The organism is Vibrio quintilis, assembly GCF_024529975.1.
Classification (GTDB): Bacteria; Pseudomonadota; Gammaproteobacteria; order Enterobacterales; family Vibrionaceae; genus Vibrio; species Vibrio quintilis.
In genome coordinates, this window is sequence record NZ_AP024897.1 from 2,896,140 (window position 1) to 2,921,993 (window position 25,854).

17 protein-coding genes are annotated in these 25,854 nt (G+C 48.5%); 9 read left to right on the forward strand and 8 right to left on the reverse strand.

The features are described from left to right. Window positions 1–154: 154 nt before the first annotated feature. Window positions 155–1,417 carry a linear amide C-N hydrolase gene (locus OC443_RS13345; protein WP_073586352.1) on the reverse strand — a complete coding sequence of 421 codons (1,263 nt, stop codon included), beginning with the start codon at window positions 1,415–1,417 and terminating at the stop codon, window positions 155–157. A 256-nt stretch (window positions 1,418–1,673) separates the two neighbouring features. Between OC443_RS13345 and OC443_RS13350 the strand changes: the two genes are divergently transcribed. The 3 genes from OC443_RS13350 to OC443_RS13360 all read left to right on the forward strand — a co-directional run bounded on the left by OC443_RS13350 (window position 1,674) and on the right by OC443_RS13360 (window position 4,542). Next, entirely contained in the window at window positions 1,674–2,234 is a 561-nt protein-coding gene (locus tag OC443_RS13350; protein ID WP_073586353.1) for a hypothetical protein, read from the forward strand. Between the two features lie 239 nt (window positions 2,235–2,473). Next, window positions 2,474–3,163, forward strand: a complete 690-nt coding sequence (locus OC443_RS13355; protein WP_073586354.1) for a response regulator — start codon at window positions 2,474–2,476, stop codon at window positions 3,161–3,163. Then, window positions 3,160–4,542, forward strand: coding sequence for a sensor histidine kinase (locus tag OC443_RS13360; protein WP_073586355.1), 1,383 nt, complete (start codon window positions 3,160–3,162; stop codon window positions 4,540–4,542). The genes OC443_RS13355 and OC443_RS13360 overlap by 4 nt, the downstream gene beginning before the upstream one ends. Before the next feature lie 31 nt (window positions 4,543–4,573). Here OC443_RS13360 and OC443_RS13365 read toward each other — a convergent pair whose 3' ends face one another. Beyond that, window positions 4,574–5,461 (reverse strand): AraC family transcriptional regulator, encoded by an 888-nt coding sequence (locus OC443_RS13365; protein ID WP_073586356.1) that lies wholly within the window; start codon window positions 5,459–5,461, stop codon window positions 4,574–4,576. A gap of 121 nt (window positions 5,462–5,582) precedes the next feature. On the opposite strand from OC443_RS13365, the gene OC443_RS13370 reads away from it, so the two are divergent. Further along, window positions 5,583–6,728, forward strand: coding sequence for an iron-containing alcohol dehydrogenase (locus OC443_RS13370; protein ID WP_073586357.1), 1,146 nt, complete (start codon window positions 5,583–5,585; stop codon window positions 6,726–6,728). 71 nt (window positions 6,729–6,799) lie between these two features. Here OC443_RS13370 and OC443_RS13375 read toward each other — a convergent pair whose 3' ends face one another. The 5 genes from OC443_RS13375 to OC443_RS13395 all read right to left on the reverse strand — a co-directional run bounded on the left by OC443_RS13375 (window position 6,800) and on the right by OC443_RS13395 (window position 16,006). Further along, the gene (locus OC443_RS13375; protein ID WP_073586358.1) at window positions 6,800–8,440 is read right to left on the reverse strand and encodes an FMN-binding glutamate synthase family protein; all 1,641 of its coding nucleotides are present in this window, start codon (window positions 8,438–8,440) and stop codon (window positions 6,800–6,802) included. A gap of 359 nt (window positions 8,441–8,799) precedes the next feature. Further along, a complete protein-coding gene (locus OC443_RS13380; protein ID WP_073586359.1) occupies window positions 8,800–10,767 on the reverse strand; it encodes a thiamine pyrophosphate-binding protein in 1,968 nt (655 codons plus the stop codon). Between the two features lie 22 nt (window positions 10,768–10,789). Next, window positions 10,790–12,745 carry a lipoxygenase family protein gene (locus OC443_RS13385; RefSeq protein ID WP_073586360.1) on the reverse strand — a complete coding sequence of 652 codons (1,956 nt, stop codon included), beginning with the start codon at window positions 12,743–12,745 and terminating at the stop codon, window positions 10,790–10,792. Window positions 12,746–12,799: 54 nt separating this feature from the next. Beyond that, complete coding sequence (locus OC443_RS13390; RefSeq protein WP_073586361.1) at window positions 12,800–14,623, reverse strand: flavin monoamine oxidase family protein; 1,824 nt, start codon at window positions 14,621–14,623, stop codon at window positions 12,800–12,802. Between the two features lie 471 nt (window positions 14,624–15,094). Further along, window positions 15,095–16,006 (reverse strand): LysR family transcriptional regulator, encoded by a 912-nt coding sequence (locus tag OC443_RS13395; protein ID WP_159440387.1) that lies wholly within the window; start codon window positions 16,004–16,006, stop codon window positions 15,095–15,097. A gap of 196 nt (window positions 16,007–16,202) precedes the next feature. On the opposite strand from OC443_RS13395, the gene OC443_RS13400 reads away from it, so the two are divergent. Beyond that, entirely contained in the window at window positions 16,203–16,997 is a 795-nt protein-coding gene (locus OC443_RS13400; protein WP_073586363.1) for a DODA-type extradiol aromatic ring-opening family dioxygenase, read from the forward strand. A 100-nt stretch (window positions 16,998–17,097) separates the two neighbouring features. Here the strand turns inward: OC443_RS13400 and OC443_RS13405 are convergent, their stop codons facing one another. Beyond that, window positions 17,098–17,508, reverse strand: coding sequence for a hypothetical protein (locus OC443_RS13405; RefSeq protein ID WP_143169446.1), 411 nt, complete (start codon window positions 17,506–17,508; stop codon window positions 17,098–17,100). Window positions 17,509–17,767: 259 nt separating this feature from the next. On the opposite strand from OC443_RS13405, the gene OC443_RS13410 reads away from it, so the two are divergent. From OC443_RS13410 to OC443_RS13425, 4 genes are all read left to right on the forward strand, one after another. Then, on the forward strand, window positions 17,768–21,958 hold the full coding sequence (locus OC443_RS13410; RefSeq protein WP_073586365.1) for a protein kinase domain-containing protein: 4,191 nt from the start codon (window positions 17,768–17,770) through the stop codon (window positions 21,956–21,958). 18 nt (window positions 21,959–21,976) lie between these two features. Continuing rightward, window positions 21,977–23,014, forward strand: coding sequence for a hypothetical protein (locus OC443_RS13415; protein ID WP_073586366.1), 1,038 nt, complete (start codon window positions 21,977–21,979; stop codon window positions 23,012–23,014). 77 nt (window positions 23,015–23,091) lie between these two features. Continuing rightward, window positions 23,092–24,408, forward strand: coding sequence for a YcaO-like family protein (locus tag OC443_RS13420; protein WP_073586367.1), 1,317 nt, complete (start codon window positions 23,092–23,094; stop codon window positions 24,406–24,408). Next, complete coding sequence (locus OC443_RS13425) at window positions 24,405–25,748, forward strand: TfuA-like protein (protein WP_073586368.1); 1,344 nt, start codon at window positions 24,405–24,407, stop codon at window positions 25,746–25,748. The genes OC443_RS13420 and OC443_RS13425 overlap by 4 nt, the downstream gene beginning before the upstream one ends. The last annotated feature ends 106 nt before the right edge of the window (window positions 25,749–25,854 follow it).

Here is a 25,854-nt window from a genome sequence, read left to right on the forward strand (position 1 = left end):
ATTGAAATACGCCCATGTAATGTTTTATCCATTGTTTATTGCTCATTGACTGAGTTAACCCACTGAAAATATGAAATAAACCCAAACAACCTGAAGATGCAGGTTGCTTGGGTATAGATAGATTATTTTCACCCAAACAGAAATCAAACAAACCTCAGGCCCCTTTCCGCAGAGGAATTGCAATAGTTTCAGGAGAAACATTGAAGCCGGGAATCGACAGCTGATACTGATTCAGTGTATTGGGCGAATCATCTTTAAAATCATTCAAATCAATTGAATACATCAGTGGACTGTCATAACCACGGATATAATATTTCAGCCCGGCGGTATCAGAGATCGTCACCCACTGGGTATAATCACTGCTGTTGTTACTTTCATCACTTTGAATCCATTCTCTGGAAGTGCCCAACGGAATGTCCACGGTATTGAGAAGATGTGATGCGGTGACAACAGCCTGCTCTGCGGTTTCCGGCTGATAAGCATAAGTCGCCATTTTGTGGGCTCTGACGAACCGGTCGGCAGGGGTTGAACTTCCGGGCATGCCAACAAAGCCAGTCCCCTGTACATTCAGATCGCCTTTCATATGAGCGAGCGGATTTCTGACAATGCCCCGGTATTTCAGCGCATGGTCCGGGCGGACGCCTCCACTGGATGGTGCATATCGATGAGATTGGGGTGTGTTTATCAGGCTGTCAATGCCCTGAATATTGACGGGCTGAACATGAGTATAATTGCTTAAATTCGTTACCTGCCATTGAAAATCCGGCGCATTGGTTAAAACACCAATCCCGGTATTATCATGAATCTGCAACTGCCCGTCGATATATTCGATCACCAGTGCATTCCCTTTGGCATCGTTCACCGGGAAATGGCAATAAAACCCGGAATCCAGATTTTCAAAAGGGTTAATCACACTAATCCGGGTTTCCTGCGTCCCTTCCTCACCGGGTATCCGGATCTGAAAGCCCTGTTCAAACCCGTCAATCACGTCCTGACATGTCGCGCAGTTACTCAAAAGAAAGTTGGTTAAATACAGATAAACCAGATTATTGTTTATTTCTTCGTAGGCATGATATTCACTGACCGTCAGAGTCATGGTGCCGGTCACCAAACCTTTTTCATTCATCCCGTGCGATGCGACACCGGACTCTAACACCGTAATACCGACAAAGGCGTATTGCCCCTGCCATGAAAGCAACCGTCTGTCGCGCAGCGCTACGGTCGGCTCACTGTCAGGATTTGCATGTGCCAGATGATTTAACATCTTCAGCCATGTATCAATCTGATCAATATCCTGGTGATAAACGGTTTCTCTGGCACGAAAAAAAACTTCTGAATCCATCGGGGCCGCATTTTCCATACTTCTGGCAACAATAACGCTTCCATCAGCTGCCTTTAATGTCATATTGGTACACATACTTCGCTCCTTTGTCCGCTGTCTGATATTCCCGGCGTCATACCTCACCGGCGCCCCATACACCCTACTCCCGGAGCGGGCAGAAAAACTATTACAGCTTATTACAGAGGCTGTCATACCGCCCGGCTGATCCACTCTGCCAGCCTTTGTTACCTGAGCCGCCTGAACATGAACAATTTGTCATCTTGTGTTCAGAGACTGGTTAGCTTGCTGTTTTAATCTGATCACACATTCACGAACGATCAGGAATATCATCATGAAAAAAAGCGCTTTATTCACCCTGGCTGCCGGTTCTCTGCTTGCTTTCAATGCGTGGAGTGCCAATCCCGGCATCAGCGGACCAAGTGACATTCACTATATGAATGCAACTGATGCGCTGGCACAGATACAAAAAGTAAAACCCGGCCCTTATGACTCGATTGAGCTGGTAGAAGGCAGACACGGAAAACTGGTTTACATGGCTTATCTGTCGCAGCCAGTCTCTGATGACATCGTTATCATTGATGGCAACACCGGTGTTGATCTGTCCGGCAGCTATCAAAGCCGTTACGATTTAGCGGCTGTACTGGCATCAGTCAGTAAAACCCATGAAGGTGAAGTGGTTGCAGCCAGAAAAGTCTTCTTACCGGAAACCGGCTATGTCTACCTCGTTGAACTGGAAAGTAATGATGATCTGTCTCCGGTCATACAGCTGACTATCCGGGCCGATAATCTCAAAATTATCGATAGCCGGCCTTTTGAGGAGACTGAACCTGAAGATGTGGAAACAGAATACGATATCGTAATGGATGACCCGGCGGACGACTTCAGCAACTAAACGATCCTTCCTCATTGCAGGTCACTGAGGCTGATATCGGACACAGACACGGCATGGCCCCATCCCCGGGACTCTGCCGTGCCTTCCCAGGCGCGGGAGGTTTGCTTATCGATATCTGCCGCTTCACCTGAAGTGGGGCATCTTCAGGAACAGTTACTTAGTTAACAGACTCTGGCGTGACGCCGGTATCTATCGATCATAAAATAACGTTATAGATTAAATCGTTTCTGACCATATATATGAAAATTCTGCTTGTTGAAGACAACCCTGAACAATCCCGCTTTCTGAGCCAGAGCCTGGAACAGTCGGGGCTCCAGACCGACGTGGCTGAAAACGGCAAACTGGGCCTGATATGCGCACTTCAGACTGAGTATGACGTGATTATCTGTGACCGGATGATGCCGGAAATGGACGGCTTACAAATGATTCAGGCCCTGCGTAGTGCAGGGAAGCAGACCCCGGTGCTGATATTAAGTGCCCTGGACAGCGTGGAAGAGCGGGTGAAAGGATTAAAAACCGGCAGTGATGACTATCTGGTCAAGCCCTTTGCCTACACTGAGCTGCTGGCAAGAGTCGAAATTCTCGCCCGGCGCCGCAATCCCCGTCCGGAGTCACAACAGGCCGGACAGACGCTTCGCGTGGATTCCTTAACGCTGGATTTACTGTCCCGCAAGGCATTCAGGGGAGAGCATGAAATTCTGCTCAACAACCGTGAATTCCAGATCCTGAAATACTTACTGGATAATCCCGGTCACGTGGTCACGCGCACCATGCTACTGGAAAAGGTCTGGAATCATCATTTTGATCCACAAACCAATGTGATTGATGTCCACATCAGCCGGTTAAGAAAGAAAATCGATTTACCCGGATATCAGCCGCTGCTGCATACCGTCCGCGGAGCCGGGTATGTTCTGGAGGTCCGGCAATGAACTGGCTCAAAGATCCTTTCAAACGTTTTCTTTATATTTACTGGGGACTGGCCTTACTGTGCGTCTGCCTGCTGATGTTCACCAGAGAGACTATCAGCTTCCGGATGATGGAAAACAGCATCATTCCGCTGCTTGAAGATGAAGCACAATATCTGGAAACCCTGTGGGCTGAAGAAGGACCGACAGAAGCCAAACAGCTGTTACTTCACGATCAGGAGAACATTTTCCGCTATCAGTTCAAAACACCGATATCAGCTCAGGCATTTGAACAGGCAGCATATACTGAACCGGAAGCAGAGGATGCAGCGCTGTTTGAAGAATCCGGCCCCATATTTGACCCAACAGAAGACACCGGGATCCGAACCCTCACCATCAGCGACGACGAAGAATTACTCAGTACCGATATCTGGCTGCCGGTTGGAGAGAAGTGGCAACAGGTTGTGATTACCTTGTCACCGGCGTTTGTCCAAAGCCAGCTCCGCTTTATTGAACCCCTGCTCTACTCTGTTATCGCAGTCCTGCTCGCCGGACTTTTTGCCGCTCATTACATGATTCAGGGCATCAAAAAGCGGCTCAGGGATGTCAATCAAACCAGTATCGATATTCGCCGGGCCCAAAGTGCCAGACACCGGATTCCAGACCACAACCTGAGCGGGCCGTTAGCCGAAACAATCCATGAAATCAATGCCATGCTTGAAGAGCTGGAAACTGCTGCGGAAAAAACCCGGCAGCAGGCCAATAATATCGCTCACGATCTCCGCACTCCCCTGACTTCTGTCTATCACCGGGTTCAGGTACTGGCACAGCGCCAGCCGGAGCTGGCTGAAGTAGAACAGATGACAGAAAAGCTGTTAAGCACCTTTAACATGCTGCTGAAAATCAGCCGTCTGGAAACCAACAGCGAGCGGGTTGAGATGGAAACAATCAATCTGTCCGGCATGGTTGAAGATGTACTTGACCTGTACGGGCCGGTGTTAGAAGACCGCAGGCAAACACTGTCTGTCAGCATTGCAGAGAATGAACAGATAGTTACCAGCCGGGCGCTTCTGTTTCATGCGCTGTGCAATATTCTCGACAACTCGTGTAAGTTTAATGCCGAAGGCAGCGACATTGCGATCTGGACCGAAAGCACGGACGAACGAATCACCCTGAACATTGCGGATCAAAGTGGTGGCGCCGGCAAAGCCGGCCTCTCCCGCCTGTGCGAAAAATTCTACCGGAGTGATCAGAGCCGACAAAGTGAAGGGAATGGTCTCGGGCTGAGCTTTGTGTCAGCAGCAGTCAGGAAAATGGGCGGAGAACTGTCTTTGTCCGACGACCTGCTGAATCAGAAAACGGGATTGAAAGTGTCGGTTTCGTTTTCGCTATCAGAGCATTGAATCACCCGGCCACCGTCTTCCTCTGAACAGGTCATGGCAAATACTTATCCTCTCTGGGCGTTTCCTTAAACAGACGTTTGTATTCCCGGTGAAACTGAGAAGCACTGGTGTAACCGACCATCCGGGCAGCTTCGTTGACTTTTCGGCCATCGAGCTGAATCAGTTCTCTGGCGCGGCTCAGTCTCACCTGCTTGATATACTGCACCGGCGATGCCATGGTGACACTGCGAAATGCATTATAGAAGGCGGAGACACTCATATTGGCTTGTTTTGCCAGCTCATTAACGCTCAGATTCTGGCTGTAATCCTGATGCACCCGGTCCAGCACTGCCGCAACCCGTGAGTAGTAGCCTTCCTTATGTGCCAAATCAAACAGCACCCGGCCTTCATCATTGATTAGCACCCGGTAAACCAGCTCTTCCAGAATGGCCGGGCCAATCACCTTTGTATCCAGCTCATTACATAATGCCTTTACCAGCCGGATACAGGTGTCTGCCATTCGTTCATTCATCGCAACGGATCGAAGACCGCAGGTTTCTTTGCCGCAGGGCCGCCCGGCCTGATAACCGGCGGATTCGATTTTATGCACTAACTTCTGTAGCAATGCCGGTGCAATCCGGATCGAAATGCCCAGAATCGGCTTTCCCGGTTCGGCTATCGCTTCACACTCTAAGGGCAGCGGCACGCCCACCACCAGATAATCATTCGGACCATACATCACCTGATTTTGATTGAGATGAATGCGTTTATTCCCCTGCGCTAAAATCAGAATGCCTGACTGATAGAGCATCGGCAACCTCGGATTCCCGGACTGACTGCGGAAAAACCACACGCCGGGGATGGCAGTCTCCTGCGCCCCGTCCAAATCCTGAAGATTCTGCTGTTCCACATAGGTATTTAACCACTGAACTAACGACATACCACCACCAATTAAATAGAATCAGGCACTATTTATAGAGAATTTGCTCTATATAAAGGTCAATTTCAATACTAATATGCACATCACACAGAAGCAAATCAAGTCAGAGAGAGGAAGCGACATGCAATTTACCTATTCAAACCCAACCACGATTTTCTTTGGTCAGGGGCAGATTGCTGCGATAAAAAATGCCATTCCGGCGGATAAAAAAGTCCTGATGATTTACGGTGGCGGCTCAATCAAGAAAAACGGCGTTTATGAGCAGGTGAAAACCGCGCTGGAAGGATACGAATGGCTGGAGTTTTCCGGTGTTGAACCGAACCCAACCAAAGAAACGCTGGATAAAGCGGTCCAAGTCGTCAAAGCAGAAAACATCGACTTTATCCTCGCGGTTGGCGGTGGTTCCGTGATTGATGGCTCGAAATATGTGGCTGCCGCAGCAACCTATGAAGGCGACGGCTGGGATATACTGACCCGCAAACATACCGTGACAGAAGCCGTTGCCATCGGCACAGTTCTGACACTGCCGGCCACAGGTTCAGAATCCAACTGTGGCGCAGTGATTACCAAAGCAGAAACTCAAGACAAACTGGCCTTTATGACGCCATATGTTCACCCGCAATTCGCAGTAATGGACCCGGATGTAATGAAAACATTGCCGGAAAATCAGCTGCTGAACGGCCTGGTGGATGCGTGGGTTCATACCTGTGAGCAGTACATCACCAAAAATACCGGTGCTTATGTTCAGGATGCCTATGCAGAAGGGCTGCTCAGAAGCCTGAAAACTCTGGGTGAGCAATTTGCAGACCGTGACAATGACGAATGGCGCGCCAACCTGATGTGGACAGCCAATCAGGCACTTAATGGTTTAATTGGTGCCGGTGTGCCGCAAGACTGGGCAACGCATATGCTGGGCCATGAATTTACCGCGTTATGGGGCGTTGCTCATGCCCGTTCTCTGGCGATTGTTCAGCCATCACTGCTGAGAAACCAGATTGAAGCCAAGCGTGAAAAACTTGAGCAGATGGGCAGAAACGTGTTCTCACTCGGCGCAGACTGTTCCGCAGAACAGACCATCGATGCGATTGAGCAGTTCTATCATCAGCTGGATGTTGCCACCCATTTCGAACAGTATGAAACCAGTAAAGAAGCCGCAGTCAGTGCCGTAGTTCAACAGCTGGACAAACATGGCATGACAGCCCTCGGGGAAAATGGCGCAATAACGCTGGAAGAGTCTGAAAAGATTTTAAACAGTGCCATTGCTTAACCCCCTTTGCACGGGCAGGACGATCTGATGTCTTTCTGTAAATACAACAGGCTCCGGAGAGCCTGTTTTTTTCATCCAAAATTCGCCGGGGATAAAATGTAAATATCATCATCACCGGCATATTGTTCCGCCTGACTTTGTTGCCACCATCTGCGCCAGTCCGGACTTAATGCCGACACATCATGGATCAGCGCACCCGGCGCAAGTGGTGTGATGTGTGTTTCAACCGGCTGTAATCCCCCGTTAGCTGAGCGCTGTTTTAACATGTGTGGTCTGAGCTGACACGGAGAATGCAACCCCATACTGCCCACCAGCTCATAAAAGCTCTCCAGTGTATTATGATGGTAATTCTTCACCCGCTCGCTCTTTTTAACCACATCAACAGCTTTTGAACGGGTAGCATCCTGCGTCGCAATACCCGTCGGACAGTTGTTGGTATTGCAGTGGCGTGACTGAATACAGCCAAGAGCAAACATCATGGTCCGCGCAGCATTGACCGTATCCGCTCCGACGGCGATCTTAGACAGCAACTCAAAGCTTGATGCTGTTTTACCGGATGCAATAATCCGCACCTTATCCCGCAAACCAATACCAATCAATGCATTATGCACCAGTGACACGCCTTCCAGACACAACATGCCCAGACGGTTACTGAACTCAACCGGCGCGGCCCCGGTACCGCCTTCCGCGCCATCGACCGTGATAAAGTCCGGTGTGATGCCGGTTTGCAGCATCGCCTTACAAATGCCGAGAAATTCAACCGGATTACCAAGGCATAGTTTGAATCCGACCGGCTTACCACCACTCAGCTCACGCAGTCTTTGCAGAAATGCCAGCAGTGCCAGTGGCGTGGTACATTCAGGGTTCACCGCCGGAGAAACACAGTCCCGATCCATCGGTACCTGACGAATCTCTGCAATCTCCGGGGTAATTTTAGATTGTGGCAACACGCCACCGTGGCCCGGTTTTGCACCCTGACTGAGTTTAATCTCAATCATTTTGATCTGTTCGCGGCCTGCCGTCGCCTGAAATGCCGCCTCATCAAAGTTGCCCTCTGAGTCCCGGCATCCGAACAGCCCGGAACCAATCTGCCAGACCAAATCACCGCCATGCCGGATATGATAAGGGCTGACCCCTCCTTCACCGGTATTATGAAAACAACCGGCTTTTTTTGCGCCGAGGTTGAGCGCTTCAATCGCATTGTGGCTCAGGGCGCCAAAACTCATTGCCGAAATATTCAGGTAAGACGCATCATAAGGCTGCTGACAATCCGGCCCACCGATCCGGACCCGCTTTTCACTCTCCTGCACTTTTTGAGGTGCCAGCGAGTGCCACAGGCTCAGGTAATTTTCTTCGAGCAGGTTCCGCTGGGTGCCGAAGGCAATGGTATCGCGGACATTTTTAGCCCGCTGATATACCAGAGAACGCTGTTCACGGTTAAACGGTCGCTCTTCGGTGTCACTGGCAATAAAATATTGCTGGATCTCAACCCGGAACGATTCAAGAAAATAACGCAGATAAGCCACAACGGGATAAAGGCGGTTCAGGCTGTGATGGCCAAAAAAGAGATCATAAAACCCGACCAGGGTATAAACCAGAGTGAGACCCGCCAGCGTCAACGAGAAGAAATTGTCGGTCAGGAAATAAAGGGAGAAGAAAAACAGGTTACCCAGCGTGGCAATCAGCCAGTAAACCTTCTGCATGATGGTCATAGCATGTCCTTTCAGTCATTCGGGCAAGTGAGAATCATTGGTCAACCAGGCCGGTACAGAGACAATCCGGCACTTTTGCAAAGTGTGACCGTACAATCGTTAAAAGTCTATGACAGAAAAGTGAATGGAATGTTCCAATCCATTGAATCAGAAATAATAACTGACATCAGTTTTTGCTCAGTTTAGTTTCCCCACATCAAGGATGTATGCAGTCAAATCAAGCAATCCAAAAATTCAAATATTTCTGATGTGACCGCCATAAAAAAGAAGCAACGAACTAAACCGGTTTGATTCAGTCCATTGCTTTTTTCAGATTGAGTTTTATGCCCGGGTTCCCCGTTTCAGACTTTCAAACTCACTCATTCCCCGGGGTCAATTTTCCAACGCACATTCCCGGGTAAATCCTTGCACACATTCCGGACAGCGATCAGAGTGAAAGTCGATTTTCCGGCCACCGCTGTTTGCCCTTCAAATTGACACTGACCGGATGGACAGGTTTGAGCTTTCGCGGGTACCTTAGCTGGTGGAGAAGGATTCTCACGCAAATGATTCAATACACTTTCCAGTTCCTTGTTGGTTGTCACTTCATATCCAATCCCACCAAAACCTTCGGCCAGCTTCACCCAGTTCCAGATTTCTGTTTGAGGTACCTGAGTTAAAGCTTCAAAGTCCGGACTCCCGGGCTGGTCAGAAAAAGCTTCTGCATTGACCAGAAATTGCTCAATGGCAAATACGCCATTAGCCATCACAAAGATCACATTATTCAGCCCAAGCTGTGCAATTGTTCCCAGCGTATTGATACTTTCAGAAATAGCACCATCACCTGAAATACTGATGACCCGGCGGTCAATATCTTGATCTTCCAGTGCCAGCTTCACCCCATAACTAGCCGCAGGAGAATAGCCAATTGCCCCCCATGATAATTGGGCAATGTAGCCATTTTTCGGGACTTTCAGGTTGTTCAGGGCGTAAAAACTTAACCCGGTATCTGCCAGTACAACAGGCGTCTGAGCAGGAGAAAATGTATCCAGATACTGATGAGCCAGATAAGACTTAAAACTATCCCATGTAATCTGGGCATTATCGTCATACACCTCTGGTGAAGGGATATCCCAGGGCGTTCCGTCAGGTAGTCCCTGAAATGGCGCACCCTTTAAGCATTGAGATTTCGCTTTAGCTATCAACCAGTCCAGCAAAGGGGCAAGCTCAATATTTCCCCAATACACCTCATTATCTTCGTCTTTGGAACAGACATCATTAATTTTTACAGCCCCAAGACGTGCTTCTATCTGTCCACTGATAGGCAACTGACCATTATTTCCGGAGAAATCGGCAGAGGCGACCCCAGTAAAATTAAAATCTGTTTCCAGCACGCCAAGGGAAAAGAGAACATCTGAACGCTTGATCAGCGCCTGAACATTCTGCTGAGAGTTCCGGCCATTATAGACACCACAAAACCATTTCCCGGCCTGTGTTTCATCGATCACTCCTTTACCAAGCAGGCTGGTTACATACGGAGCCTCAAGCAAATCACATAACTCAGTAAACTTATCCTGAAGATTTTGCCGGGCCAGCTCTACGCCCCCCATAACCACAAGATTCTTTGCGTGTGTGAGCACATGCCAGATATAGTTTGCAGCTTCTGCTAAGTCCTCCGCGCTTTGCTCTACCGGAGAACGCTTTAAGCGGGGCCGTTCACAAACTGGCTGGACAGCCAGTTCTCCAAGGGTATTTGCGATTTCAATATATACGGGCTTGCTTTCCGTAATACAGGCTGTCAATGCATAATCAATCAAGTCAGGTGCATATGCAGGATTATCAATTCTGACCGCAATTTCACTGACCTGCTGAAAAATTTTCAGATCTGTCTGCGAACCATCAAACATATGATGCCATAATATTCCCTGATCACGCTGTGAATTAAACTGCGCATTAGACGGACTACCATTCACCATCACCAAAGGGACCTGCTCAACATGTGCACCTGCAAATGCCTGAACGGCATTGAGTGCCCCTACACCATATGTAAATGCAACACACCCGACCGTCTCTCCATTTGCTGCCCTGCCATACCCATCTGCGGCATAGGTCGCCAGCATTTCATTATTAGGGTGAACACGAACCAGCCCCTGATTTTGCTGCTCATCGTCCAGTGTTTCGACCCACTCCGCAATATAATCACCAGGAATCGCCATGACCCGTTTAACGCCGATTTCAGCCAGCCTTTTATTCAGATAGGAGTAAACAGTCTCTGCGGATGCCATTGCTGTATTTCTGCATCTGAAGTGCTTGTGATAATCCTTTTTACTTAGTAAGTTCGGTTTCATATCTTTCTCCTTCACATGCTGATTAAATCTGAATTGTGTTCATGACAGGTGCATTTGTTGTTGAGCCTTCCTGCAACCTGACTGTTAAATAGTCATACCGGACACTATTTGGCACTGTCTTGGGATCTGGATGATTATCTTTATATTTATCAATGCGTTTGACCTGGTTCTCCTGAATTTTCATCTGAACATCTTCCAGTTGAAGGTGGAATTGATTCGCAATCTCCTGCAACGCCGGATCTGAGAATTGGTAGTCAAACGCAGCGACCACATCACTGACTTCTGCAGTGCCATTCATCACAAAATTAATCTGATTCTGCAGCGGCCATGCAAATTGCTCCCCGAGGCCGGGGACAGACGACTTTAATTGCGGATCAGGCAAACTGTTCAACAGGACAATTTCACCGACAGCACCTTTCTCTGGTGGTTTGGTATGCATTGCAAACGGGCCATTTGGAATAAAACCCAAACTGTCAAACATAGGGTCATTCACTGCCGTATGCTGAACCGTCGTTAAAAAGAACAGATTCGTCATCACCTGCTTGGTATAAGCGACTGTCGGTGTCCATCTGAAACGTTCAGTGCTCCCCTGATTGAATGCTTCCTGTACTAACATCATCCAACGGTTCAGCGCTTCATCTTCCTGCACCGACTCATCGCTGGCATAAATCTTATCTATCATATCGCTGACAAATGACTGAATCGTTTCCCACCAGATGATGCCATCATCACGGTATGGAAATGATCCGGGGAAGCTGTCCTTATCCATTCCTCTTGCGACAAGATTTTGGTCAAAAGCCTGAGAGTCAAAAGTGTAATTCTGATACAAATCTTCAATCAACTGGAAGATACCAATTCTTCCTGTAGGTAAAAACTGATCACAGAATCCACCGGGTTGATATAAGCCAAGCAGATTCGTCTCATCATCCGGCGCTTTATCCGGATCATAGTCAGGGTTATAAATTGCAGAATTGATGTTAAAAATCTTTTTCAAATGAGGAACCATTAATGTGAACAGGGGGTGTTCGTCTGTAAAGATCCCTTTCTGCTCCAATTGCAAGGCGGCAATAGCAAAAATCATGTCGATGCTGTGTGAGTTAAACAAATGGGAACCACTAAACCACCACTGAGCATCGGCACTTGCTGTCCACATTTTTGCAAGTAACCATGCATTGGGACCATCTTCACTGGTAAACAAGTACCCCTGATTGGTTGAATCAATTTGAATCACCAGTGGCATTAATTCCTGCGATGATGCGTCTATCTCAAAAAAAGCAACCGGCACGGCAAATGAAAAACCATCCTGCATATAATCCGGCTTGTGCTGTGTCTGCACAAAATGATTTTTTTCAATATTGCTTAACACCGGCCGGTAGTCACAAACAAATAGTCTTCCGGATTGATACGCTTGTTGCAGCCGGGACAGAAGCCGGGATTTATTTGCAGTGCCCTGGCTTTGATCCACCCACTGATTGAGTGTTTGTTCATCTCCCTGATATTTCGCCATGACATTTGGGTTTGCGCCACCGAGGCGCTGACGTGCGAATTCAGCATCATCATGAATCCAGTGTTCTGTCAAAACCCGGATCTGTTCCGGTGGAAAAACAGCAGGATCGAATAATTGTTCATACCGCTTCCACAGCGCTTCAATCGCTGTTTCATGACCTGAATCTGCCTGAGCCGGTACATGTTCCTGTATGTAAGTATTTTCAGCTAATACCTGTGCTGCTCTGGTTTCATTCAGCGAGTTATCTTCATCTGTCAACAACCAGGACGGAGGTACCGCATTCATCGTGTTAAACCAGGGGGTTGTCATCCCATGGAATATACCACTGGCCGGATATTGATCTGAGCTATAGGTTCGGGCATAGTTTCCATATTCAAATTGATATGCAATCATTGCACTGACTTCACACTGATTAAATTTACGGCATAATGCCGACTGGAAATGGTGTATCGCTGTTTTAGAATTTTTCATCGTTGTGTTCTCTTTAATAACGTAACGTTGTGAGTGAACCGGTTGAATCAGGCATCATTCAGAGGATGACAAACCTTTTGATTCAGCTGAAAGCAGGGCGCTCAATTCTTCTTCACCAGATGAGTGAAAACGTGGAATCATCGTCGGCAAAATATCTTTGCTGGTACAATTGAATGCATTGAAAAGTATTTTTTGGTTCTTTGTATCGGCTAACCCTTCCTGAATGAGTATTTCCCAAACGGTCCGGAAAGCAGAGTTATATGAGCCGGTAATCCAGTAATGCATCATATCCAGATGCTCACCAGCAAAATTAAACAGTCCCTCTGGTTCACGGGCTGCTACAAACATGTTCTCAAACTGACCAGCAGCGAAAAACTCGAATCCACCACCGGCAAATTCATCTTTATTCCAGACAATTGATGCGCCATGCCCCAGATACTCTTCTTTTGCAATATCACCATGCAACCGAATCACATCCCGTAAAGTCACTTCCAAGGCTTGTTCATGATTGAGATGGGAGAATTTATCAGCATCTTCATTCCAGGAATAACTTGAGAGTATGTAGGCAGGCCCCGGCTCTCCGATACCAAAAGATGGATAAACAATGCTTCTGGAAGGAAGGTCAGTATTACTCTGTCCGCCACGCATGCCTTCACTGTACAGTCCGGGTTTCTCCCAGAATCTTGATTTGAACCCAAGCGCGACCTTAACCGCATTCGTCATTTTCAGTGATCGCATGGCCTGATACTTATCAGAATGCCATGAGTCTGGCGTCTCAATAAAACGTAAGACACTAAACGGAACGGTGACAATCACACGATCAAATGAGGCAGTCTGGATTTGCGCTTCCCCGTTACACTGATAATGAATGATGGCTTTACCATTTTCTTCACTTAGTTTGGTCACTCTGGCTCCCTGGTGAAAAGCCTCATCAGGAATCCTGTTCAGCATTTGCCCGGCCAGTCTTGACGTCCCTCCTTCAAATGCATACCACTCATTATCCTGCTGACTATGAGGTGTATTAAATGAATAATTATCCAGGAGATATTCAATAAACGATAAGTCATAAATTCCCGTATATGAATTCACTGTCTCCATATAGTCAACAATTTCAACAGGATAAGGAACACCATCACCCACTTCCTGCAAATACCCACGGGCAGAGAAATGATTGTAAGGAAGGATTCTTTCCCAAAGAATGTCTACAGATGAATCATCCGGTACGCCATCCAGAGCAAGTAAGTCAATAAAATGATGAATGGCAGCTTCTTCGAGTGCCGCAGCACTTTTAAGCCTGCCATTCTCATCTTTAAAATAATCATATCTGGCATCTTTGAAGTATTCATCGAATCCCAACAGGCTATTGTCCAGTTCAGCTTCACGGCGCGTGACCGGTTTCTTTCCGTTAAAACACAGCAGATTTTCTCCGGACTGATCAAATAAAATGTATGGAATCTGTTGTAATTCTTCGGCTTCGGGAGTGTCTGGTGCTGTCTCATTCAAATAATCCCAAAAATTAAACAGACGATTCTGTAATTCATTTTTCGGGAAGCGCATCGCCCCGAGTTCAGCATACTGATGCGGCTTATCACTGAAATAATGCGTGTAAACCCGTCCCCCTACACGTCCATCTGATGCTTCGAATATCTCACTCTTTATACCCAGCTCTTTCAGTAATAGCTGAGCATACATTCCCGCCATCCCTCCACCGACAATGCCAATCTTTAATGCACCCGGATCGACACTTCCCGGTGGTTTAACTTCAGGCTTTTTCAGCCCGGAAACCTGGTGAGCAGCAACTGACTTTTGGAAGGAATGATGTAAAGCTGCCCGAAACGCTTCAATTCTGTCTCTGCCCTTTTTTTTATGATGCTTCATAGCCTGAAACCTCCAGTTGATTGATTTGTTAGAAATGCCACAACAAAACAACCTTCCAGGCGAAAAATCATATATACCCAGACTGATGTGATCCTGCTGTCGGTATCAAAGCAACGCATAAACACCGCGATGAAATGAATAACGATTAGGATCTCCTGTCTTTCTCCCTGAAGGCTCTCCTGTGGCTTTCGGGATAAACTTTAATCAAACCGCCCCCCTGAAACTATTACAGGTTATTACACGCAAAATTAAACCAATTAAATCAATTCATTATCATAAAAAAACAACGGATTACGTCTCCTTTTTTCATCAACATATATACCCAGGTAACCTGAATATGCATGATTCAGCTCACGCCCTGCGGGTGGGTTTGTCTGGCTATGAGACAAATCTTACTAAAATCTGCATCTTCAGGTTGTTTGGGTATATGTAAAGTGCCAGTTAAATAATCAAACCAGAATTTCTCACGGACTAATCAGAGCAGAATATTTCTGTAACTGAATCTGAACAGCTGTTTTCATCCATCGCCAAATCAATAAATTTACGGACTGTTTGCGGCACAAACTGCTGAGATGGCCAGACAAAGTAAATGCTGAAGGTATCACTGACCAGCGCTGGTAACACCCGCACCAGTGTCGAACCGGCCCCGGCACTCTGACCAATAAAATCCGGCAAAATACCGATACCGGCACCACTTTCAATAAATTTCCGGCAATTCTGCACATCATCCGTTGCCACAACGCCGGAGAAGCTGACATCAATCACTCTTCCGGCCGGATGATACCAGGTCAGATCTCTGCTGACCGGCAACAACTGAATCAGCCGGTGAGCGGCTAAATCATCCTCATGCGCCGGTGTGCCATGCTGCTCCAGATACGCCGCAGAAGCCCATAAGCCAACCCGTGAATCCACGTATTTTCTGGCAATCAAACCCGAGTCCGACAGCGGGCCAATCCGGACCGCCAGATCAACACTTTCACCAATCAGATCAACCTGCCGGTTTGTCACCATCAGTTCCACCTGTACAGCTGGATACTGTCTGGTATAGACATTGACCAAAGGCACAAGCAGTGAGTCAGCAATATCAGCAGGCGCCGTAATCACCAGCTTACCGGCCGGCTCCTGAGTAATAGAGGATAATTCCTGCTCTGCAGAAGCAACCTCGGAAAGCGCCCGCACACAGTGCTCATAATAACGACGGCCCGCCGGGGTCACATTCAGCTGGCGGGTGGTTCGCTGAATCAGTGTCACCCCCAGCCGCTGTTCAAGCCGGGCAATTCTGGCACTGACGGTCGATGTCGGCATTCCCAGCCGGGTGGCTGCCCGGGTAAAACTCTGCGCATCAACAACTTCCACAAACACATCAATATGTTCCAGATTCACAATCATTCTCTCTGTTGATTATCCATAAATCAGGATAGTTAATTCGGTTTTTACAGTCTAGTGAATAAATAATTTTTACCGTAAGATGAAAATCATCAACTGACGGTTATTCCCGCACCGCCCAACAAGGCAAAACAGCCCCTGGCATATACGGGAAATCACATTACATTTCTGCTGAACATTTCAGGAGGCGAGCATGAAAAAATTTCCGACCTATTTTATCTCACACGGTGGTGGCCCATGGCCCTGGATCCCGGATATGCGCGCTGCTTTTTCGAATCTGGAAATCTCTTTGAAAGCGATGGTGGCTGAATGGGACACACCGCCGAAAGCCATCCTGATGATTTCCGGTCACTGGGAAGAAAAAAGCGTGGCCATCATGGCATCTCCTCAGCCACCGATGGTTTACGATTATTACGGTTTTCCTGCAGAGACTTATCAGATCAGCTATCCGGCACCCGGTGCACCTGCTCTGGCTGAAAAAACGCTGGCGCTGCTGACTGAAGCCGGTATTCCTGCGCATCTGGACCACAAACGGGGATTTGACCACGGGACGTTTGCGCCGCTGGCGGTGATGTATCCTGAAGCGAATATTCCGGTGTTTCAGATTTCGCTGATGAAGTCTTATGATCCGGCGCAGCACATCGCGATAGGCCGTGCGCTGGCGGCACTGAGGGAGGAAGGTGTCGCGATCATCGGCTCCGGGCTGAGTTATCACAATCTGAGAATGTTCGGCCCGCAGGCAAAAGAACCTTCAACCATCTTTGATCGCTGGCTGAACGACACGCTGAATCAGGCACCGGAAACCCGCACACCTTCCGTCATCGACTGGACCAGTGCGCCTTACGCCCGGATTTGTCATCAGCACGAAGATCATCTGATGCCTTTATTTGTCGCACTCGGCGCAGCAGAAGAAGACGCCGCGACCCGGATTTATCATGATGAGGGATTGTTTGGTGGCGTTACTGCTTCAAGCTACCGGTTTGGTTAGGATCTGTTGGTCTGCGTCATTATCGTGACAAAAGAAACACATCAGAATGCCCGGTCCTTACAGGTCCGGGCTTTTTTCTCTTTACAGCTGACAGCATTTATTACTGACAGTCCGCAGAGCTGAGAGCAACCCAGTTGATGGACCAGTTATTTTGATTTGCTATTGCCGGAGAAATTGGCTTTTGATCACTCGGATAACGCACATAAACCCGAAAACCTGTTTCACTGGCAGAATAAATCGCCTGACTACCAATCACTTCCCAGTGGCCGCCATCACCATTCATTGAAGTGATATAGGTAGGAATAGAGTGCAAATCACATTCAGAGACGTCAATATCCACATAGATTCCCTGAATTCCACCGTGATACTGTTGCCAGTTCGTATCTCCCGGTGTCGTGTGGCCAGAACAGACAATGTTGGGTGTTCTGCAAATTGTATCAGCGTTCGCTGATGAAACCATGCCAATTAACGTACAATAAATACCGATTGCAATCATAGACTTAAAATTCAAAACTTCTCTCCTTTGCGCTTAGCTACATAGATAGTCAGATAAAACATCAACGATAAAAAATGGTGTAGGGCCCTTTCATTAAAGATAAGTATGATACTGCACACATAAACAAAAAGGTAGAATTTATATCAACATATATCGGACTTCACCCGGCAAAAATCCCTCACCACAACTTTACAAATGCTCAAATATAAGCAATATTATTTATATCAATTGATTTAATATATATCGAAACGATAGCTAATCTGTCGGATCCCAAATGGAACATGAACTGTCTGCTGTTGCCGCACCAGATGTGCGCTTTCGATCTCCTGAGTATCAGTTACTCGAAAAAATTGGTGAAGGTGGCTTCGGGCAGGTCTTCAAAGCCATACATAGCCGCACCCACAAGACAGTTGCAATCAAATTTCTGACTTTCAACCCGGATGAACCAGCGGAAAAGCGGCAACGCAGTATTGCCCGTTTCCACCGTGAATGCGATCTTGTCCGGCGGCTCAATCACCCGAATATTGTCTCGCTGATGGATAAAGGCCAGCAAGGCAGTGACCTGCTTTACGCCGTATATGAATTTGTTGATGGCGTCACACTCAAAGCGCATCTCGCCACCCATGGCCCTATGCCACCTACAGAGGCTGCCGAGGTGATGGCCTGTGTGCTGGATGCACTGGCACATGCCCATGAACAGGGCATCATTCACCGGGATATCAAACCCGCCAACATTATGCTTTACCATGTTGGTGCCAAGCGTCATGTCAAAGTACTGGACTTTGGTATCGGCACTTTCAAGCATGACGCCCGGCAGGAAAATTATCAGACTCTGACCCTGACACAGGAAACACTTGGCACACCAACCTACAGTGCTCCGGAGCAACTACGGGGCGAACCAGTCCTGCCGCAGACGGATCTGTATATCTGGGGGCTGGTTTTTCTGGAATGTTTAACCGGCTCACCGACCATTCAGGGCAAAAGTCTGGCCGCCATATTTCATCAGCAACTGAGTACTGCCAATGTGCCTCTTGGACCTTTGGCCGGTCACCACTCCGCACTGTTCTTCCGGCGTATTCTGAATAAAAAGCCATTGGAACGGCCCGGCAATACCGTAGAAGTGTATCAGGAATTTCGTCAGCTCCACTTTGCGGATTTAACTCCCGGCCTTGCCCATTCCCGCCTCTCAGACGTCAGTCAGGAGTTCACCGAAATCAACCCGGCGCAAATCTCTTACTCTCAGCTCACAGAACGAAAACAGATCCCGGTGTTGAGTGTGATATTAACGCATCATCGTCTTGAATCACCACAATCAAAGGATTCGTCTCCGGCAGCGCAGGATATTCCGGATATGATACATACAGACCAGATTCACCAGTGTATCGATATCGCCGTACGTTACGGTGCCACGCATGTCGGCACATTAGGTGACACCCTTCTGTTTTATTTTGGTTATCCGGTCGCAGGTGACAATGACAGCAGACTCTGCGCCCGAACAGCCCTTGATTTGTGGCATAACCTTGAGGCCAGACAGGAACAGCTAACCACCCTGCATGGTCTGAAGAGTGAGATGCAAACCGGGATCCACACCGGCATGATGTGCAGTATTGATGGCGGATTACCGGAAGGCAATGTTGCCAGCCATGCCATGCAGCTCGCCCGGATGGCTTCTCCCGGTCAGATTGTCTGTTCTGCACAGGTCAGGGCTCTGCTGGAGAACCAGCTGATTTTTGAACCGCTTCCCGACCCTCCCCTTTCCGGCATATCGCCACTGTATTTATTGCAGGGAGAACAGTTATCCGAAGCCTTTGGTTTTTTGCGCAGCACTCAAAAACACCGGGCTTTCTTTGGCCGTGAAGCGATACTCGAACAGCTTGTCAGTGAGATTGAACCGCCCGAACATCAACGAAATCATCAACGGCGGCTCATTCATATCCGGGGAGAAGCCGGGATTGGTAAGTCACGGTTACTGTTTGAACTCAATGAAAGATTGCCTCACCAGACACATCTGATTCTGCAATGTCTGCCTGAATATCAAAATAATGCGCTGCACCCGGTGCTGAACCTGCTCATGAGTCGCTGCCGGCTGAATCATCCGGACGGATATGAACATCTGTATCAGGCGACAGAGGTATTGCCTTTCGGGACCGGGGACAGGCGCAGGTGCCTTGCTGTTGTTTGGATCTGGTGTCATCCGCACTCACAGGCCTTAGCCGCCATCAGCCTGACAGAGGAAAAACAGCACCGTCAGCGACTGGCAAATATGTCACTGAAACAACAGCGGGAATGCTTGTTCCTGTCGCTCAGCTATCTGTTATGTCAGCCTGCGCATCTGCCAGCCTCTGAAGAATCCCGGCACTGGTTGTTCATTTGCGAAGACTTACACTGGGCCGATCCAACCACCATTGCGTTCATCCGCTACTTCATTGAATCAGACCCGTTTACCACAGGAAACTTCCGGTGGCTCAATACCTCAAGGGAGGTTTTACCGGCAGAACTTGACGGCCCGCCAGCCCGGAAGCATGCACCTGTAAAAACATCAGTTGTAAAAACATCAGTTGTAAAACTAACACTCGATAAACTCAGCTATCAGGAATGCCGGCGTTTTATCTTTTACCTGTTTGATCACCAGGCGGTCAGTGACAAAGTGATTGACCTGATCATCGGGCGCTGTGATGGCAACCCGTTATTTTTAGAAGAACTGGTCAGTTATATCCTTAGCCGGGAGATCGTTCGTCCGGTCCGTGGCTGCATTGAATTTGTGGTTGATGAGCCCGGTATTCATGTGCCGGAAACCCTGAGAGAGTCATTACAGTATCAGCTCGATCATCTGACGTTTGCCAAAGACACCGCCTTGCTGGCCGCATCCATTGGCCGCACCTTCAGTGAAACACTGCTTTTCTGTGCATCAGATAAAGAAAAAAATCAGGTTCAGGCCGATTTGGATGAACTGCAACGCACCGGTCTGATCCTGATTCAGCGTCATGTGGAAGATAATCAATATGTCTTTCAGCACGCGCTGATCCGGGACGCTATTTATGAAAGTGCCACCAGTCATCAAAACATTCATCAGAAAATTGCACTGGCGCTTGAAAAGTTGTCCGCCGACATATCCCATCCGGCGGCTCTGCTGGCTCAGCACTGGGCGAAAACCGGCACACCAGAGCAGGCAATTCCCTATTATCTTCAGGCTGGCGAAACATCTTCCGGTACTTTTGCTGTAGAGGATGCCATCCATTATTTCAGTAATGCCTTGTCCCTGATTCAGAATCAGCTCAATGCTGATGACAGGAAAACAGTGCCGGGAGACGCTGCAGATCCGGAATTACTTCACCAGCAAAAAGTCACCGCCCATACGGGGCTTGCCGATAATTTCCTGCAATCAGCCCGGCACGAAGATTCACGGCATCATTATCTGGCTGCAATACAGGAGACGGAAGCGAGCGACCCGCTGACCAGTGCGAAACTCTGCATCAAATACAGCCGGTCACTGGAAACAATGCACCATCATACCGAAGCGCTGGCGGCACATGATCAGGCAGAACAGCTGCTGAACCACCAGACAAACAGAGACCGGGAATGGTGGCAGATCTGGCTGAATATTCAGGTTACCAGACTCGCAGTCTATTACTGGCGTAATGATGTACAAGCCATGCGCCGGCTCATTGACATCATTACCCCGGAAATCGACCACATTCATGATCCTTTCTCCAAAGCCTGCTTTTATGATGCGCAATTGCAGCTTCAGTTCAGACAAACCCGCTACAGGATGAGCGATGATGATGTTGAGATCGCGGATAAAGCGTATCAGGCTTCACTGGAAACCAACCATACCGGGCAGCAAATTCACAGTTTATTCAGCCTCGGCGTCTGCTGCATGTTCAGCCAGCACTATGATGATGCAGATGTTTATCTTCATCAGGCACTGGAACGTTCAGATAAGGAGTCAGATGCCACTCAAAAAACCCGCTGCTTATCTTATCTGGCACTGTTATACCGCATCAATGGCAATCCTGAAGCCACACAAAATTTCGCCACCCAGGCAATGGCCTGTGCTGAGGCATCTGAGATGCAGGACTATATCGCGTTAGCGAGCGCCAATCTGGCATGGGTCGCTTACAGGCAGAAATCATCTCAACAGGCAATGCCGCTGCTGAAAAGATGTCTCGCTATCTGGCAGGATTTTTCGGCTGAGTTCCCGTTTCCGCTGCAATGGGTTGCCCTGCTGGTCGAGCTCGATCTGATGATCCTCTCAAACCGGCTTGTTCATGATGCCCGCCCGGCACCGCGTCTGACTGAAATCATAACCACGCTCACCGGTTCAGATCAGCACTTACTCCCGGACCTCATCATGACACCGCTCAACGCGGCACTCAGGCAGATACAGAAAACACAGAATCCGGCGCTTTACCATTCGTCAGTTCATCAGGCTTTGAATCACGCGAAAAAGCTGGGTTATCTCTGATTCAAAAAGGAGGAAAAAATGAAAGTCGCAATACAAAGCCCTTACGTTGATAACAACGGGTATTTAACCATGCATTCTCAGGATCTGTTCATCATTCGGGATCATGGCAGAACAGCGACCTTAGTCGAATATGAAAACTACATAAACAGAGAAGAAGATAAAAGAAGGGGAGCAAAACTGGACGAGGATGAAGAAAAAAACACACAACAGGATAAACTAAATATCAAACCCGCACTGATAGAGTGGTGCTACGACGAATCCAATTATCATTTTTTCTTCAAAACAAAAAATGGTTTTCATCCGATGAACATGACAGGACCGGTCCTGACCAAGGTGCTCCCGTGGAATCTGAAAAAAAAGAATACCCACTACCCGGAAGGATTCCCGGAAAATGTTCAATTAGAGCCCGGATACATCCTTGACCTGCGTATACTCCAGCTCAATCGTCTTTTCTCTCCTGCAGAAGAAAGTACAGAGAATAAACCACCATTAGAATTCATAAGAGACACAGAAATAACGGGGTTAAAAGACTTATTCCCGGATTCAAGGGTCAAACATGGGATTGAATTCCCGCCTGTCAGCATCACCAATCAGGCAATTGCACCCATCGAAGAAAATCTATATATCATTTCCTATGTCAACCCGCTGAGAGCCAGAGATAATCATAGTTTCTATCCCTATCACATCCATTATATCAGCGCCGAACAGCTGGACCAGCTCAGCAGTGGATCGGCTGAATTTGATCTGCTGGCAGACCGGGATTTAGAACTGGATGATTTACATATCAATACCACTGAGGGAATTCATGAGATCATCAGGGAAAAAGGAAGGAAAGAAGTTGTAAAACGCATGAACAGAGCAGCCGCCCAGGTGCTCGCACGTTACTTCCGGGACACTGGTGTTCAGGTTGGCGCTATCAACCCCAAGGATATCAACGTTGAAGTGCCGAAACAGAACAAGCTACAATCCGAAAGCGTTGATAGCAGCAGGCTCGATGCCAAAGAGAAGAATGATGGCACAATTTGTATGGTAGCCAATTTACGTAGTTTCCTTTAAACAATAATAAACCAGCCATGAAAACCGGGCGGTTTCCAACCCGCCCGACTAAAATACTTCGTCAGAAAAGGAATAAGATGTCACTAAAAACTTACCAGCGAGGCACCCACCGGGCCTGTACCCCACAGGCAACTTACGAAAAAATCTCTCCGTGGCTGCTGCATATGGGCATTACCCGGGTGGCTAATATTACCGGCCTTGACCGGATTGGTGTGCCCGTTGTCACAGTCTGCCGGCCTGACTCATGTGCTATCTCGGTGGCACAGGGGAAAGGGCTCGATCTGATCTCAGCCAAAGTGTCCGGCATCATGGAAGCCATTGAGAGCTTTCATGGCGAACATATTGACCTGCCACTAAGACGCGCCAGTTATCATGAACTCTGCCAACAGCAGGCCGCGATTGATGTTGGCTCACTGCCCGGACTATCCTTCAGCCAGTTCAGTGAACATGCCCGGATACTGTGGGTGGAAGGCCAGGATCTGCAGACCCGGCAGCCGCTGTTTGTTCCCTATGAAATCGTCCATTGCGATTACACTCTGCCCCTGCCTGCCGGGAGTGGCTCGTTTGTTATGAGCACCAACGGTCTGGCCTCCGGTAATACTTATGAAGAAGCCGTGGTGCATGGTTTGTGTGAAGTGATTGAACGCGATGCCCTGACGCTGTGGTTTATTGAGCAGAGGTTTACAGAACAGAGGTTTACAGAACAGGGGGCCATTGAAAAACAGCACACTCCCGCCACGGACAACCGTCTGATCGATCTCGCTTCAGTGGATGATGTTGCGTGCCGCCAGGTGCTTGATCAGTTCCATCAGGCACAGATGCAGGTTCAGGTGTGGGATATCCGCTCTGATACCGGCCTGCCCGGCTTTTTCTGCACGATTATTCCGGGCAAAACCGATGAAAACCACACCTTATGTGGCCCGGCTTATTCATCGTCCGGTTCCGGCACCCATCCCTGCAAAGGGATTGCACTCTTAAGAGCACTAACCGAAGCGGCTCAGACCCGGCTCACTATGATATCAGGCTCCAGAGACGACATTGAAGCCAATGATTACCGCCATGCAGAACCAGAAAACAGACCGGATGTACCCCCAGGTTCTTTGCAGAATCTACGCAGCTTCCGGGACATTCCGTCATGGTCACACGATAGTTTTGAAGAAGATATCGCGCTGATTCTGGATAAACTCAATCAGGCGGGGATCCATCAGGTTGCGGTGGTCAATCTTGAAAAATCACCCTACCACATCCCGGTGGTCCGGGTTGTGGTACCGGGTCTGGAAGGAATTCACGGCACGCCCGGCTATGTGATGGGACAACGGGCAATGGCTTACAGAGATGCACTGAAAAAAGCAGATAAAGACAGCGACACCACCACAGGAGGGGATCACCGATGAGTATGATTGTATTTTGCGGCCCGACCCTCTCCCCACAGCAGGCCCTGCACATCCTGCCGGCGGATTATCGCCCGCCGGCCAAACAGGGTGACATTTATCTCGCCACGCTTGATCATCCCAAAATCATTGTGCTGATTGATGGTTTTTTTGAAAGTGTCCCTGCCGTTTGGCACAAAGAAATCCTTTATGCCATGTCGATTGGTATTCATGTTTATGGTTGTGCCAGCATGGGCGCACTCAGAGCCGCTGAACTGGCACATTTTGGTATGGAAGGCTTCGGCACAGTCTTTGAGTACTATCATCAGGGCATTCTGGAAGATGATGACGAAGTCGCACTGGTGCATGGCCCGGCAGAACTGGGATATCCGGCCGCCTCAGAGCCAATGGTGAACTTACGCGCCACACTCAGCAGTGCCGCAGAAAACCAGATCATTGACAGAGAAACCGAAGCACAGCTGATCACCGCCCTCAAGCAAGAATGGTATCCGGATCGCAGCTACACGCAACTGCTCGCCTGCGCGGAGAATCTGTTAAGCACCGAAGCCTGGCACCAGCTGAAACAGTTCACTGAATCCCGTGCCGTAGATATCAAAAAACAGGATGCCTGCCAGTTGTTAACCCGGCTGGCGCAAATCTCAGATACTGAGCAGTTACCGGCAAAACAGGTGTCATACCATTTTGCCCCGACGGATGCCTGGGAACGGTTAGTCGCTGAACTGAATCACCACCGCAAACTGCAACAACATGCGATCTCACCCGAAGCACTATGGCGGGAACTTAAACTCGACGGCTGTTTTTTCGAACGCAGGCAGCAGGCATTGTGCCGTAAATCCGCCCTTCGCAGCGCGCAGCGGCATCATCCGGAGCTTGAGGGAAATCCCAAACAAACTGCGCTGCTTGAGCTGGCTTTTCAGCAATCAGCCTGCGTCGGACAGGACGTCGACTTTGAGCAGTTAGGCCAGTGGCTGAATACCCAGCAACTCAGCATGACTGAATTTGACACGCTGGTGAACCGACAGGCGCTGCTGGTCTGGCTGTCTCAGATCGATCATCAGATTGAAGACGAAATGATCGATATTCTCAGACTGGATCAGACTTTTGCAGACTACCACGCCAGAATGACCGGCAAACAGCACATCCCGCAGGCTACGCTTGCAGCACTGGGAATCAATGAGGAAGAACTCTGGCAATGGTTTTTTACGGAGCGTCATCCACAGAAAGAGCCGCTCAATCCTGAACAGTGTTGGGCAGCCTTTGGTTTTCAGTCAGCAGAAGAGATGAGAAGCGCAGTGCTTCAGGACTATCAGTATTATCATTGCCGTCAATCATCATCAACGTAAATCATCATCAGTAAAGGGCCATGGGCTTGTTTCAGCACATTTTTTCAGCACATGGCCCGCACAGTTAAATGCTTCCGGTCTGAACGGCATTCATTCCGGAAGCATC